Consider the following 14,304-nt stretch of genomic DNA (forward strand, 5'->3'; position numbering starts at 1 on the left):
GGCCGGGGGCGGCCCCGGCAAACCGGCCGTGGGCGTACCGGCCCGGCAAAAGCGACGCATCCTCGCCTGTACGATGGCGCGTCGTGGCTGTGCCGGTGGTAGACCCCTCGCTGAATCCCGTGACCGACGCCGAGCCGGCCGAGGTCGAGCCGACACGGCGGCCTCGACGCCGTCCGGCCCGAGCCGACCTGTTGGCCCTCGGAGCCTATGTGGTGCTGGGCGTCTTCGTCTGCCTCCACTACTGGGGGGACGTGACCGGCCGGGTGTCCTCGCACCTGCCCACCGACCACAGTTGGTTCGAGTGGCTGTTCGCGCACGGCGCGTACTCGGTGCAGCACCTGGAGAACCCGCTGTTCACGGCCCGGCAGAACGCCCCGGACGGGGTGAACATGATGGCCAACACCTCGCTGCTCGGGGTGACCCTGCCGCTGTCGCCACTGACGATGCTGTTCGGTCCGCAGGTCACGTACGCGCTCTACCTGGGTGGCGCTCTGGCGGCCACCGCCGGCACCGCCTACTGGATGCTCTCGCGGCACCTGGTGCGCTCCCGGGCGGCAGCCTTCGTCGGCGGGGCGTTCCTCGGCTTCGCGCCGGGCATCATCCACCACGCCAACGGCCAGCCCAACTTCGTGTCCAACTTCCTGCTGCCGTTGATCGTGGTGCGGGTGCTGCGGATGGGCGAGCCGGGCCGGTGGCGGCGCAACGGGCTGGCGCTCGGGGTGCTGGTGACCTACCAGATCTTCATCAACGAGGAGATGCTGCTGCTCACCGCGCTGGCCTGCCTGGTCGTCGTGCTGGCGTACGCGGTGCAGCGGCCACGGGCGACGCGCGCCGCGGCCGGGCCGTTCCTGGCCGGGATGGGCGTCGCCGGTGGGCTGGCGCTGCTGCTGGCGGCGTACCCGATCTGGTTCCAGTTCAACGGCCCGCAGTCCTACCGCGGGCTGCAGGGTGGCGTGTTCCACAACTGGGGCGAGGACCTGGTCGCGTTCGTGACCTTCGCCCGGGACACCTGGGCGGGCGACCCGGCGGTGGAGCAGACGATCGGCATGACCGAGCAGAACACCTGGTTCGGCTGGCCGCTGGTGCTGCTGTCGGTGGTGGCCCTCGTGCTGCTGGTGCGCCGTTCGCTGGCCGCCCGGATCGTCGCGGTGCTGATCGTGGTCTTCACGGTGGCCGCGATCGGGCCGCGGGTGCGCTTCGACGGCGTGGAGACCGGGGTGCGCGGCCCCTGGTCGTACGTGCCGGACGACCTGCCCCTGGTCGAGATGATGATGCCGACCCGGTTGACCCTGGTGGTCGCCGCCGCGGTGGGCGTGCTGCTGGCGCTGACCTGGGACGCGGCGCACCGACAGGGCCGCCCGGTGGCCGCGCCGGGCCGCGTGCCGGCACCGCGCGCCGGGGAGCCGGCGACGTCCGACGAGCCGGCCGCGACCGCGCTGGCCGCGCCGCGGCGCCGGTGGCTGCGCCCGCTGGGGTACGCGGCGGTCGCCCTCGCCCTGCTGCCGCTCTTCCCCCGGCCGCTGCCCGCCCAGCAGATCGACCCGCCGCCGCACTTCATCACCGCCGGCGGCTGGCGACCGTACGTGCCGGAGGGCCGGACCCTCGTGCCGGTGCCGATCCCGAGCAACGTGCACGGCCTGCCCACGCTGCGCTGGAGTGCCCTGACCGGGCAGGAGTTCCCCGTCCCGGGCGGCTACTTCATCGGCCCCAACGAGCTGGGCGAGGGCGTCTTCGGCGCACCGAACCGGCCCACCAGCAGCCTCATCTACTCCACGATGGACGCCAACGCGGTCCCGGTCCTCACCGACGAGAACCGCCGCCAGGCCGTCGAGGACCTCCTGTTCTGGCGGGCGTCGGTGGTGGTGCTCGGCGCACACCCGCGCGAGGCGGTGCTACGCGAGCTGGTCACCGCACTGATCGGGCCGCCGCAGCGGGTCGACGACGTCTGGGTCTGGGATGTCCGCGCGCTTGTGGATCAGCGCTAGCCGACCAGCGTCCGGACGTCCCACAGCCACCCGCCGTCGACCGGGCGGCCGGGGCCGAGCAGCTCCTCGACTGTCCGGCGGACCGGTTCGTCGTGCGTCGACCGGCCGAGCACCACCACGGCGGCCCGCCAGTGCCGCAGGTCGTCGACGGCCTGGCGGCGGTCGGCCTCGGTGAGCACCGGCACCGCGCCGGTCTCGGCGACCCGGCGCAGCAGCACGGCGGTGGGCCGGTCCGGGGCGCCCCAGCGGGCCGCCGGGTCGTCCGGACCACTCGGCCCGATGAAGTACCCGCCCGGGGCGCGGAACGCCAGGCCGGTGCGGGCGGACCAGAGCATCACCGGGCTCAGCGCGGCGCCGGTCACCGGGGGCACCGCCACCACGGTCCGGCCCGCAGGCACCAGCGACCGCCACCCGCCGTCGGCGACGAACCCCGGCACCGGCGCGACCGGCACCGCCCGGATCGGCGTCGGCGTCAGCGGCAGCAGCGCGGCGGCCACCGCTCCCGCCCCCAGCAGTCGTACCGGCAGTCCCGGCACGGCCGGTGACCGGCGAGCCGCCCGCACCCGGTCCACGAAGAGCGCCACCAGGACACCCAGCACCGGCACGCAGACCAGCGCGAACCGGGCCGGCACCGCGAGGTCGAGCAGCGGCAACCCGGCGACCAGCCGGTACGGGCCCGCGACGCCTGTGGCGTTGCCGTCCACCCGCAGGTCGGTGCCGAGCGACAGCAGGGCGAAGACGACACCGCAGCCGGCCAGCGCGCGGACCAGCGGCCGTCGCCACAGCCAGATCACGATGACCACGGCGAGCACCAGCAGGCCGGGGCCGAAGAACGAGTTCTCCTCGGTCGGGTTCGGTGAGAGCAGCCCCGGCAGCCAGTCGTCACCGAGCACGGTCTGCCGGGCCGACGCGGTGAACGACGCGGCGTCGAGCTGGAAGCCGTGCGCGGCGAAGGCCATCCCGGTGTAGTGCTGCGGCCCGTGGAACTGGAACCACAGTGGGTACGCCAGCAGCGTCACCGCCACCACGGCCGCCACCGCGAGTCGACCGAGCAGGGCCGGCGCGAGGCGGCGGGCCGCGGCCCGGTCGGCGAGGGCGTAGCCCAGCGCGAACACCCCGGCGGCGAGCGCCAGGAAGACGAGCACCTCCTCGCCGATGAACACCTGCCACACGAGCAGCAGCCCGAGGCCGACACCGGGCCGCCACACCCGGCGCGGGCTCGACCCGGGACGAAACACCAGGGCGAGGATCGCCGGTAGCAGGAACTGGGCGGCCACGTGCAGATGCGCCCCGGCTTGGGCGATCATGCCGGGGGCGAAGCCACAGACCAGCCCGCCGAGCGCCGCCGCGGAGCGGGCGGTGACCAGTCGACGGCGCAGCAGCGCGTACCAGGCCGTGGCGGTGCCGGCGAGGCAGCAGACCACCGCCACGCAGAACGCCACCTGCGAGCCGAACAGCAGCGTGACCGGGGCCAGCGGGACACCGAGGCCGAGCACCGAGGTGTTCGCCATCAGGTTGACCCCGTCCGGCGCGTTCAGGGCGGTGCTGAAGAGCGGGTTCTCCCCCGCGACGACGGCGTGTGCCGCGTGGGCCAGCATCCACTCGAAGAGCACCTGGTCGCCGGCCTGGTGGAACAGCCGCCCGGGGTGGCCCCACTGGGCGCTGGTCAGCAGCACCGCCAGCCCCAGGTAGCCGGCGATGACCAACGCGTCCGGCAGCCACGCCGGCCGGGGTGGGCGCGCGGTGGGCGGACCGACCGTCGCCGTCTCCGTCGGCGACGACGTCGTTCCGGTGGACATCAGACCGAGCGGTCGGTCAGCGTCCGAACGTCCCACACCCAGACGTCCAGCTCCTGGCGACCGGGGCCGACCAGCTCCTCGACGGTACGCCGCAGCGGTTCGACGTGCTGCTGACGAACCGGCAGCACCAGGATCGCCGCGTGCCAGTGCCGCAGCTCGTCGGTGAAGCGCCGACGCTGCCGGTCGTCCAGCTTGGGGGTCCGGCCGGTGGTCGCCACCTCCTCCAGCAGTTGGCCCACCCCGCTGGGCCGGCCGCCGAACCGACCGGGGTCGCCGGTGTTGCCGTTGCGGGGGGCGAGGAAGTAGCCACCCGGGATCTTGAAGTCGAGGTTGGTGGCCGCCGCCCAACGCATGCCGTGGGTGTTGCCCATGCTGGGCACCGGGATCGGCACCAGCGTCTGGTCCGGGCCGACGTACGCCCGCCAGCGGTCGGCGGTGATGAACTCCGGCACCGGCGGCCGGGACACCATCCGCAGCGGCATCGGGGCGATCGGCAGCAGCGCGAACGCCAGGCCGGCGGCGGTGAGCGTCCGGACGGTACGCCGGTCGGCCGGGCGCAGCTCCCAGGCCCGCTCGACGGCGAGCGCGAGCAGCAGACCGATGACCACAGTGGTGATCAGGCCGAACCGGGTCGGCACGACCGCGTCCAGCAGGGGCAGGTGCACCAGCAACTCCCACGGCCCGGTGATCAGCTCCCGGTCCCACCAGGAGATCCGCTCGCCGAGGGAGAGCAGGGCGAAGAAGCCACCGGTCGCGGCGAGCGCCCGCACGACCATCTCCCGCCGCAGCCACACCACGACGCCGACGGCGAGCAGCGACAGGCTCCAGCCGAAGAAGGCGTTCTCCTCGGAGTAGTTCGGGGCCAGGTTGACGTTGGCCCGCTGGTTGCCGCCGAGGGTGGCCGAGCCGGGGGCGAAGAAGGCGGCGATGTCGTTGCCGTAGTCCTGCACGGCGTCGCTGAGCCCGTGGTACGCCATCGGCCCGGCGAACTGCACGTACAGCGGGTACGCCAGCAGCGCCCCGGCCAGCAGCGCGCAGGCGGCGAGGCCGGCGGCCAGCGGTCGCCACGACGCCCGCCAGCGGGCCGGCTCCTGGGCCACCACCGCGAGCAGGAAGATCCCGCAGGCCAGCGCCGTGAAGAGCAGGATCTCCTCGTTGATGAACGCCTGCGCGGTGACGAGCAGGGCGAGCAGGGCACCGTCGCGGACCGGCCGGCGCGAGCGGGTGAGCACCAGCACCCGCCAGACGATGAACGGCAGCAGGAACTGGCTGATGATGTTCGGGTGCCAACTGGCGTGCGAGAGCATCGCCGGGGAGAACCCGCAGAACCAGCCGCCCGCCGCGGCCGCGAGCGGCGTACGCACGACGTGGCGGCGCAGCACGAGGTACCAGGCCATCGCGGTGCCGGCGAGGCCGAGCGTCACCAGCACCACGAAGGACACCGCCGGCCCGAACAGCAGGGTCACCGGCACCATCGGGATGCCCAGCGCCAGCACCGCCGTGTTGGCCATCAGGTTGACGCCGTCGGGGTAGTTGAACTGCTCGGTGTAGAACGGGTACTCGCCGTGCAGCACCACCCGCACCGAGTGGGCGAGGAAGAACTGCACCTGGGCCGGGTCTCCGGTGTAGAGCGACGCCACCCGGCCGGCCGGGTCCAGCCAGATCCGGCTGGTCACCCAGAGCGCGGCGAGCAGGAACAGCGCGCCGACCGCCAGGTGCTGCCGTCGCCGGGTCCAGCGGGCCCACCGACGTCGACGCGGCCCGGCAGTCCCCTCGTCGCCGTCCCCTTGCGCGGGTACGCCAGCCGGGGTGACTTCGACGGGTACGCCAGCCGGGGTGGCTCGGGCCGGCGGCGCTGCCGGGGTCTCGACCGGCGCTGCCGGTGGGGCTTCGGCCGGCGCGGCGGCGACCGCCGTCGTGGCGGGTGCGGGCTCGGGCTCGCGCTCAACGGTGCGCACGCCGGCACCGGCACGGGCGGCCGGAGCAGCGGAGCCGCCGACGGCCCTGGCCCGGGAAGCGGTGGGAGTGTGGTGGCTCACTGTCTCGTCGGGGCCGGCCGCCTCCGGGTGCGGCGCGGACAGGGCGCGGGACTCGGCAGGCGTCACAGTCGGCGGAGTCTACCCGAGCGGCGAAAAGGCACTAAAGCCCCGGTGACGTCCATTGTGGTGGGTGCGGGGCCGGCCAGCGGCAGCGTCGCGTCGGACATCTCGTACTATGGCGCTTTCCCACAACGACGGCGAGGCGATCGGGGGCGGATCAGGTGACTCCGGGCCGCCGGCACGGCAGGGCGCTCAGCGTCCTGCTGACCGCGCTGTTGACCGCCACCGCGTGCGGTCCCGTCGCGGAGCGCACGCCCCGCGACCTGCGGGTGGGGTACGACAGCCTCGACGGCACGCTGGCGGTGTGGCCGCCCCGGGGCGACCTGGCCGGTGACGCGGCGGCGACGGCGGCGGTCACCAGGGCCGTCCGCGACTGGCGCTCGCCGGCCGACGACCGGGCGCACCTGCCCTCGTCCGGCATCCTCTTCTCGGGCCGGGTCGACGGGGCGCCGGTGGCCCTGGTCGCGGCCGACGTGCCCGGTGAGAGCGCCTCCTGGCTGCTGCAACTCACCGGCGACGACGGCCGGTACGCGATCGCCCGCGCCACCGAGTACACCGACCCCGGCTACCTGGTCTACTCCGACGTCCTGCCGGTGCAGACGGCAGGTGGTCGGCGCTACCTGGTCTCCGCCCGGGTGCAGCAACTGCTCGGGCCGCAGGGCCGGGCGCTGACCGTCGCCGACGGCCTCAGCGCCCCGGTCGACGTGCCGGCCTGCACGGCGGTCGGCGTGACGGCGACCCTGCGGGCCACCGAGTCGCTGCCCCGCGGGCGGGCCGCCGACCGGCTGCTCGACCTGGGCACCGGCACGACCGACCCGCGCTATCCGCTGGTTCGTGACGAGTCCGGCGCGGGCCGGCGGGCGCTCACCGGCCTGGACACCTGCGTGCTGGCCGGCGAGCGGGGTCCGTTCGGCAGTATTCCGCGACGGATCGGCGACCGGGACGCGCCGAAGTCGGTGCCGACGTCCTGGCCGATGGCGAAGCTCTCGGTCCGCTCGCTCGGTGAGGTGGCTCTCGGCGGCGGCGAGCCGGCCGAGTTGCAGCAGCTCAGCTGGGACACCGACGCCGGCACGATGACCGCGGTCGTCTACCGGCCGGCGGACGGGAGCGCGCCGGTGGTTTCACCGGCCGACCGGGCCACGCCGTTGCAGACGTACCAGCTGCCGGTGCCCGGCCAGCCGCTTGTGGTGCTCAGCTGGCGGGCCACCCGGGACAGCTCCCTCTCGGTGCCGCCCGGCACCCCGCTGCTGGTGGAGCGCCCCGGCCTGGTGGTCGTCCCCGAGCCGGCCAGCACCCAGACCTACAGCCTCGCCAACACCGACAAGACCCACTACCGCTCAGTAAGCCCCCACCCCCGCTAACCCCCCAACCCCCCAACCCGGTCGATCATGGACTCCTGGTGGGCGTCGCATACGTCTTTGCCCGTTCTGTGCGGCACCACAACTCCATGATCGACCGCGCAAGGGTGTGGCGCGGCACGCCGAGGCGGGCGGGCCCGTAGGGGCCGCCCGCCGTCGGTCGAGCCGGGTCAGTTCTGGGCCGGGGTCTTCGTGGGGGTCAGCCGGTCCGGGGTGGCGTCCAGGCCGGAGATCCAGCCGGTGACGTTGCGGGCGACGTCCTGGGCGGTCAGGCCGAGGTCGGCGAGGATCTGCGCGCGGGTGCCGTGCGGGTGCCAGTCGGCCGGTACGCCCAGGTCCTTGAGCGGCACCCGGACGTCGGCGTCCCGCATGGCCTGGCCGAGAGCGTCGCCGACTCCGCCGACGCGGACGCCGTCCTCGACGCTGACCACGAGCCGGTGCCGGGCGGCCAGCTCGACCAGCTCGGCCGGGACCGGGCGGACCCAGCGGGGGTCGACGACGGTGACGCCGTAGCCCTGCTCGGCGACCCGGGCGGCGACCTCCATGCCCAGCTGGCCGAAGGAGCCGACGGCGACGAGCAGCACGTCGGTACGCGCCGACTCGGCCAGCACGTCGACCGGGCCGACCCGGCGCAGCGCCGGCAGGTCCGCGGCGACCGCGCCGGTCGGGAACCGCACGACGGTCGGGCCGTCGTCGGTGGCCAGCGCCTCACGCAGCTCCTCGCGCAGCGTGGCGGCGTCCCGGGGAGCGGCGATCCGCAGGCCGGGAACCACGCCGAAGACCGACATGTCCCAGATGCCGTAGTGGCTGGGGCCGTCCGGGCCGGTGATGCCCGCCCGGTCCAGCACGAAGGTCACCGGCAGCTTGTGCATCGCCACGTCCAGCAGGACCTGGTCGAAGGCGCGGTTGAGGAAGGTGGCGTAGACCGCGACCACCGGGTGCAGACCGCCGAGCGCCAGGCCGGCCGCCGAGGTGGCGGCGTGCTGCTCGGCGATGCCCACGTCGTACACCCGCTCGGGGTACTTGCGGGCCAGCTTGGCGATGCCGGTCGGCTCGGCCATGGCGGCGGTGATGCCCACCACGTCCGGCCGCTCGTCGGCCACGGCCAGCAGCTCGTCGGCGAAGACGTGGGTCCACTTCACCGAGGGGGCGGCCAGCAGCGCGCCGGTCTCCACGTCGAAGGCGCTGCCGGGGCCGTGCAGACAGTCCGCCTCGTCCTCCTCGGCCGGGCGGTAGCCGTACCCCTTGCGGGTGACGGCGTGCACGATCACCGGGCCGCCGAAGTTCTTCGCCGCGCGCAGCGCCGACTCGACGGCCGCCACGTCGTGCCCGTCCACCGGGCCGACGTACTTGATGCCGAGGTCCTCGAACATGGCCTGCGGGGCGACCGCGTCCTTGATGCCCTTCTTGACCGCGTGCAGCACCTCGTACATCGGCTTGCCGACCAGCGGCGTGGAGCCCAGGGCGTCCTTGACCGTGTCGAGGACCTTCTCGTAGCCGGGGTTGAGCCGCAGCGAGGAGAGGTGGTCGGCGAGACCGCCGATGGTCGGCGAGTAGGACCGGCCGTTGTCGTTGACCACGATGACGAGGGAGTTGCCGGCGGTGGCGATGTTGTTCAGCGCCTCCCAGCACATGCCGCCGGTCAGCGCGCCGTCGCCGACCACGGCCACGACGCTGCGCGCCTCGCCCCGCAGGGCGTACGCCTTGGCCAGGCCGTCGGCGTAGGAGAGCGCGGTGGAGGCGTGCGAGTTCTCGATGAGGTCGTGCTCGCTCTCCGCCTGGCTGGGGTAGCCGGAGAGGCCGCCGCGCTGGCGGAGCTTGTCGAAGCCGGCCTGGCGCCCGGTGAGGATCTTGTGCACGTACGCCTGGTGGCCGGTGTCGAACAGGAGCCGGTCCCGGGGGGAGTCGAAGACGCGGTGCATGGCCAGCGTCAGCTCGACCACTCCGAGGTTGGGCCCGACGTGCCCGCCGGTGCGGGAGACCTTGGCGATCAGGAAGTCCCGAATCTCCGCGGCGAGCACATCCAGCTCCTCGCCCGACATCCGCTTGACGTCCTGCGGACCGCGTACCGTCCCCAGCAACCGACCGTGGTTGGCCGTGTCCTCTTCAACGCTCATGACCGGAGAGTCTATCGGCCGCCCGGTACTCCGCAGCCTGGCCCGAGCCGCTTACACCGGACCAGCCGACTGAGCGCCTGGTCAGGCCGGCGGCAGCAGCAGTCCGACGCACTCGACGTGCTGGGTCATCGGAAACAGGTCGAAGCCGCGCAGCGCGGCCAGCCGCCAGCCCAGCTCGGCGAAGGTGCGCACGTCCCGGGCGAAGGCGGCCGGGTCGCAGGCCACGTACGCGACCGCCCGCGGACCGGCGGCGGCCAGCGCGCGCACCACCGGAGCGCCGGCGCCGGAGCGCGGCGGGTCGAGCACCACCACGTCGACCGGGCCGGTGATCCGTCGACGGGCCAGCGCGGTCTCCACCCGGGCCGCCACCACCTCCACGCGGGGCAGGTCGGCCAGGTTCTCCCGGGCGGCGGCGACGCCCTGTTCGGCAGCCTCCACCAGGGTCACCCGACCGGACGCGCCGACCCGGGCGGCCAGCCCGGCGGCGAACAGCCCGGCGCCGCCGTAGAGGTCCCAGGCCACCTCGCCCGGACGCGGGTCGAGCAGCTCCAGCACGGCCGTGGACAGGGTGTCCGCCGCCGCCGGGTGCACCTGCCAGAAGGCGGACGCGGGCAGCGCCCAGTCCCGCCCGGCGGCCACCTCGCGGACCTCGGTCGGCCCGCTCACCGGCGTGGCCACCCCGTCGCGGACCTCGGCGACGCTCACGTCCCCGCCGGTGCTGGCGACGGTCTCCACCGCCTCGGCCGCCGGCCAGCGCGTGCCGGTCGGGGTGAGCACCGGCAGCTGCTGGATGGCCGGGTGGGCGATCCGGCAGCGGTCGATCGGCACGACCTCGTGCGAGCGGTGCTTGAGCAGGCCGGCGCGGTCCGCGGCGTCGACCGCGTAGCGGACCCGCGAACGCCAGCCCAGGAGCCCGCCCGGCAGCGCCTCGACCTGGACGCCGAGCAGGTCCAGCTCGGCGTCGGTGAGCCCGCCGAGGCGGACCAACTGCTCGCGCACCACTGCGGTCTTCCAGGCCAGTTGCGCATCCGGGGCGACGTGTTGCAGATCGCAGCCGCCGCAGGCGCCCGGCCTCGCGTACGGGCAGGGCGGCTCCACCCGGTCCGGTGAAGGCTCCAGCACGGTCACGGCGTCGGCCCGGACGAACCCGCGGTGCACCTCGGTGACCTCGGCGATCACCCGCTCGCCGGGCAGCGCGTGCCGGACGAACACCACCTGCCCGTCCACCCGGGCCACGCAGTGCCCGCCGGGGGCGACCGCGTCGACGATCAGCTCGACCCGCTCCGCCTCCGCCAGGCCACGTTCGGCCCCGACGGGTGGCGAGGCCGCCGCGGTCCGCTCAGTCACGGCCGTTCCCGACCGTTTCGCTGTCCACCGGGCCGGACTCGTCCGGCGGCGGCGCGGTGACCGCGGCAGGCACGGTGCCCCGCGGCCCGCGCGCGGGGGTCCGGGAGAGCGTGGCGTCCAGCCGGTCCAGGTTCTTGCTCGCGGTCGAGGCGAGCTGCCACGGAACGCTGACCACCATCACCCCCGGTTCGAAGAGCAGCCGGCCCTTGAGGCGCAGCGCGCTCTGGTTGTGCAGCAGGTTCTCCCACCAGCGTCCCACCACGTACTCCGGGATGAAGACGGTGACGACGTCGCGCGGTGACGTACGACGGGTCGAGGCGACGAAGTCCAGGATCGGCCGGGTGATCTCCCGGTACGGCGAGTCGACCACGGTGAGCGGGATCGCCATCTCCCGCCGCTCCCAGTCGGCCTGCAGGTCGCGGGTGTCCTTCTCGTCCACGTTGACGGTCACCGCGGTCAGCGTGTCCGGCCGGGTGGCCCGGGCGTACGCGATGGCCCGCAGCGTCGGCTGGTGCAGCTTGCTGACCAGCACGATCGCGTGGTTCCGGGCGGGCAGCACGGCCCGGCCCTCGTCCGGTGGGGTCAGCTCGGTGGCGACCCGGTCGTAGTGCCGGCGGATGGCCAGCATCAGCGCGTAGATCACGGCCATCGCCGCGATCGCGATCCAGGCGCCGAGCAGGAACTTGGTGATCAGGACGATCACCAGCACCGTGCCGGTCAGACCCATGCCGAAGGTGTTGATGGCCCGGGAGCGGTGCATCCGCTTGCGCGCCTCCGGGTCCCGCTCGGTGCGCAGGCGTCGGTTCCAGTGTCGGATCATGCCGGCCTGGGAGACGGTGAACGAGACGAAGACGCCGACGATGTAGAGCTGGATGAGGCGGGTCACCTCGGCCTGGAACCCAACGATCAGCACGATCGCGAAGAGGGCGAGAAAGGTGATGCCGTTGGAGAAGGCCAGCCGGTCGCCCCGGGTGTGGAACTGGCGGGGCAGGTAGCGGTCCTGGGCGAGGATCGAGCCGAGCACCGGGAAGCCGTTGAACGCGGTGTTCGCGGCCAGGAAGAGGATGAGCGCGGTCATCCCGGCCACCACGTAGAGCAGGAACGAGCCGGAGCCGAAGACCGTCTCGCCGAGCTGGGTGGTCACCGTCTTCTGCACGTACCCGTCGGGGCCCGAGACGATCTGCAGGGCCGGGTCCTCGACGAACTGCAGGTGGGTCAACCGGGCCAGCCAGATGATCCCGACGAGCAGGCTCACCGCGATCGCGCCCAGCAGCAGCAGCGTGGTGGCGGCGTTGCGGCTCTTCGGCGCCTTGAACGCGGGCACGCCGTTGGAGATCGCCTCCACGCCGGTGAGCGCGGCGGCGCCCGAGCTGAACGTCCGCAGCAGCAGGAAGACCAGCGCGAAACCGGTCACGCTGTGCTCGGCCTGGATGACCAGGTCGGCACTGGGCGCACGCAGGTCGTCGCCCAGCACGAAGACGCGGAACAGCCCGGTGAGCAGCATCGCGCCCATCACGATCACGAAGCCGTACGTGGGGATGGCGAACGCGGTGCCCGACTCGCGCAGCCCGCGCAGGTTGACCGCGGTCAGCAGGATCACTGCGAGCACCGCGATCATGACCTTGTGGGTGGCCACGAACGGCACCACCGAGCCGAGGTTCGCCACGCCGGAGGAGACCGACACGGCCACCGTGAGCACGTAGTCGACCAGCAGGGCGCTGGCCACCCCGACCCCGAACTTCGGCCCGAGATTGACCGTGGCCACCTCGTAGTCGCCGCCGCCGGAGGGGTAGGCGTGCACGTTCTGCCGGTAGCTGGCCACCACCGTGAGCATCACCACGACCACCGCGAGGGCGATCCACGGGGAGAACAGGAACGCCGACGCCCCGGCGATGGACAGGGTCAGCAGGATCTCGTCAGGCGCGTACGCGACGCTGGACAGCGCGTCGGAGGCGAACACGGGCAGCGCGATGCGCTTCGGCAGGAGGGTGTGCTGCAGTCGGTCGGACCGGAACGGTCGACCGAGCAGCAGTCGCTTCAGCAGCGAGGTGGGTCTGGCCACGAACGCCAAGGGTACGACCACCACGGTGAGAACGCGGGGGTGGGCGATCACCGTCGGCCGACAGGACGCGGTACGGTCGGTCCCGCTGTCGACCCGGACGTGGCAGGCTCGAACTCGGAGCCACCGGCGGCGAAAGGGCCAGCGGCAGCGGTACGCACCTTGGGAGGGACAGCGTGCACGTCGTGATCATGGGATGTGGCCGGGTCGGGTCGACCCTCGCCCACAGCCTGGAGTCCCGGGGGCACTCGGTGGCGGTGATCGACCAGGACGCCGACGCCTTCCGCCGGCTCGGCCCCGACTTCGCCGGGATCACGGTGACCGGGGCGGGCTTCGACGGCGAGGTGCTGCGTCAGGCCGGCATCGAGCGCGCGGACGCCTTCGCGGCCGTCTCCAGCGGCGACAACTCCAACATCATCTCGGCGCGGTTGGCCCGTGAGACGTTCGGCGTGTCCCGGGTCGCGGCCCGGATCTACGACCAGCGCCGGGCCCAGGTCTACGAGCGGCTGGGCATTCCCACTGTGGCGACGGTGCGCTGGACGGCCGACCGGATGCTGCGGCACCTCGTGCCCGAGGGCAACGTGGAGATCTTCCGCGACCCCACGAGCACCGTGTCGATCGTCGAGGTGCCGGTGCACAAGGAGTGGATCGGCCGGCCGGTGCGCGTCCTGGAGGAGGCATCCGGTGCTCGGGTGGCCTACCTGATCCGCTTCGGCATCGGCACGCTGCCCACCGCGTCCACCGTCGTACAGGAGGGTGACCAGGTGTTCATGCTGGTCAGCGACGACATCGTGGCGACGGTCACGTCGGTGGCGGCGACCCCGCCGGAAGGGGGGCACTGAGCCATGCGGATCGCCATCGCGGGCGCCGGCAACGTGGGCCGCTCGATCGCCCAGGAGCTGATCGAGAACGGCCACCAGGTGATGCTGATCGAACGGCAGCCGAAGATGCTCCGGCCGGACCGGGTGCCGGCCGCCGAGTGGGTGCTCGCCGACGCGTGCGAGGTGGCCAGCCTGGAGGAGGCCAACGTCGCCGGCTGCGACGTGGTGGTCGCGGCCACCGGTGACGACAAGACCAACCTGGTGCTGTCGCTGCTGGCCAAGACCGAGTTCGCGGTGCCCCGGGTGGTGGCCCGGGTCAACCGGGCGGAGAACGAGTGGCTCTTCACCGAGCAGTGGGGCGTCGACGTCGCGGTGAGCAAGCCCCGGGTGATGGCCGCCCTGGTCGAGGAGGCGGTCACCGTCGGCGACCTGGTCCGGCTGATGACCTTCCGGCAGGGCGAGGCGAACCTCGTCGAGATCACCCTCCCGCCGACCGCTCCCTACGTCGGTCAGCCCCTGCACGCGGTGCCGCTGCCCCGCGACTCCGCCCTGGTGGCGATCCTGCGCGGCAAGCGCGTCCTGGTGCCCAGCCCGGACGACCCCATCGAGGCCGGCGACGAGCTGATCTTCGTCTGCACCGCCGAGGTGGAGGACGATGTCCGCGCGGTCATCCTCGGCCCGGACAGCGTCGAGCGGACCCGCGGCTCACACTGAGCCGT

The 14,304-nt window shown here is 73.5% G+C and carries 9 protein-coding genes; 4 read left to right on the forward strand and 5 right to left on the reverse strand.

Annotated features, from left to right (window positions below; genetic code table 11):
* Window positions 1-89: 89 nt before the first annotated feature.
* On the forward strand, window positions 90-1,985 hold the full coding sequence (locus tag ACFYPR_RS24150; protein WP_387262775.1) for a hypothetical protein: 1,896 nt from the start codon (window positions 90-92) through the stop codon (window positions 1,983-1,985).
* Here ACFYPR_RS24150 and ACFYPR_RS24155 read toward each other — a convergent pair.
* On the reverse strand, window positions 1,982-3,784 hold the full coding sequence (locus ACFYPR_RS24155) for a hypothetical protein (protein ID WP_387183999.1): 1,803 nt from the start codon (window positions 3,782-3,784) through the stop codon (window positions 1,982-1,984). The two genes, ACFYPR_RS24150 and ACFYPR_RS24155, sit on opposite strands and share 4 nt — an antisense overlap.
* Complete coding sequence (locus ACFYPR_RS24160) at window positions 3,784-5,499, reverse strand: hypothetical protein (RefSeq protein ID WP_387184224.1); 1,716 nt, start codon at window positions 5,497-5,499, stop codon at window positions 3,784-3,786. The genes ACFYPR_RS24155 and ACFYPR_RS24160 overlap by 1 nt, the downstream gene beginning before the upstream one ends.
* Before the next feature lie 545 nt (window positions 5,500-6,044).
* Here ACFYPR_RS24160 and ACFYPR_RS24165 point away from each other — a divergent pair.
* Window positions 6,045-7,244: a hypothetical protein gene (locus tag ACFYPR_RS24165; protein WP_387262616.1), complete on the forward strand. Its 1,200-nt coding sequence runs from the start codon at window positions 6,045-6,047 to the stop codon at window positions 7,242-7,244.
* A gap of 167 nt (window positions 7,245-7,411) precedes the next feature.
* Here ACFYPR_RS24165 and dxs read toward each other — a convergent pair whose 3' ends face one another.
* The 3 genes from dxs to ACFYPR_RS24180 all read right to left on the reverse strand — a co-directional run bounded on the left by dxs (window position 7,412) and on the right by ACFYPR_RS24180 (window position 12,767).
* Window positions 7,412-9,358 (reverse strand): 1-deoxy-D-xylulose-5-phosphate synthase, encoded by a 1,947-nt coding sequence (dxs, locus tag ACFYPR_RS24170; RefSeq protein WP_355063976.1) that lies wholly within the window; start codon window positions 9,356-9,358, stop codon window positions 7,412-7,414.
* Between the two features lie 81 nt (window positions 9,359-9,439).
* Window positions 9,440-10,705 carry a class I SAM-dependent RNA methyltransferase gene (locus tag ACFYPR_RS24175; protein ID WP_387262618.1) on the reverse strand — a complete coding sequence of 422 codons (1,266 nt, stop codon included), beginning with the start codon at window positions 10,703-10,705 and terminating at the stop codon, window positions 9,440-9,442.
* The gene (locus ACFYPR_RS24180) at window positions 10,698-12,767 is read right to left on the reverse strand and encodes an APC family permease (protein WP_354862491.1); all 2,070 of its coding nucleotides are present in this window, start codon (window positions 12,765-12,767) and stop codon (window positions 10,698-10,700) included. Before ACFYPR_RS24180 ends, ACFYPR_RS24175 begins: the two co-directional genes overlap by 8 nt.
* Before the next feature lie 173 nt (window positions 12,768-12,940).
* Here ACFYPR_RS24180 and ACFYPR_RS24185 point away from each other — a divergent pair, with 173 nt between their 5' ends.
* Window positions 12,941-13,606 carry a TrkA family potassium uptake protein gene (locus ACFYPR_RS24185; protein WP_266251020.1) on the forward strand — a complete coding sequence of 222 codons (666 nt, stop codon included), beginning with the start codon at window positions 12,941-12,943 and terminating at the stop codon, window positions 13,604-13,606.
* 3 nt (window positions 13,607-13,609) lie between these two features.
* The gene (locus tag ACFYPR_RS24190; RefSeq protein ID WP_234587936.1) at window positions 13,610-14,299 is read left to right on the forward strand and encodes a TrkA family potassium uptake protein; all 690 of its coding nucleotides are present in this window, start codon (window positions 13,610-13,612) and stop codon (window positions 14,297-14,299) included.
* Window positions 14,300-14,304: the final 5 nt, after the last annotated feature.

This window comes from Micromonospora sp. NPDC005254, assembly GCF_042872525.1.
In the GTDB taxonomy this organism is placed as follows: domain Bacteria; phylum Actinomycetota; class Actinomycetes; order Mycobacteriales; family Micromonosporaceae; genus Micromonospora.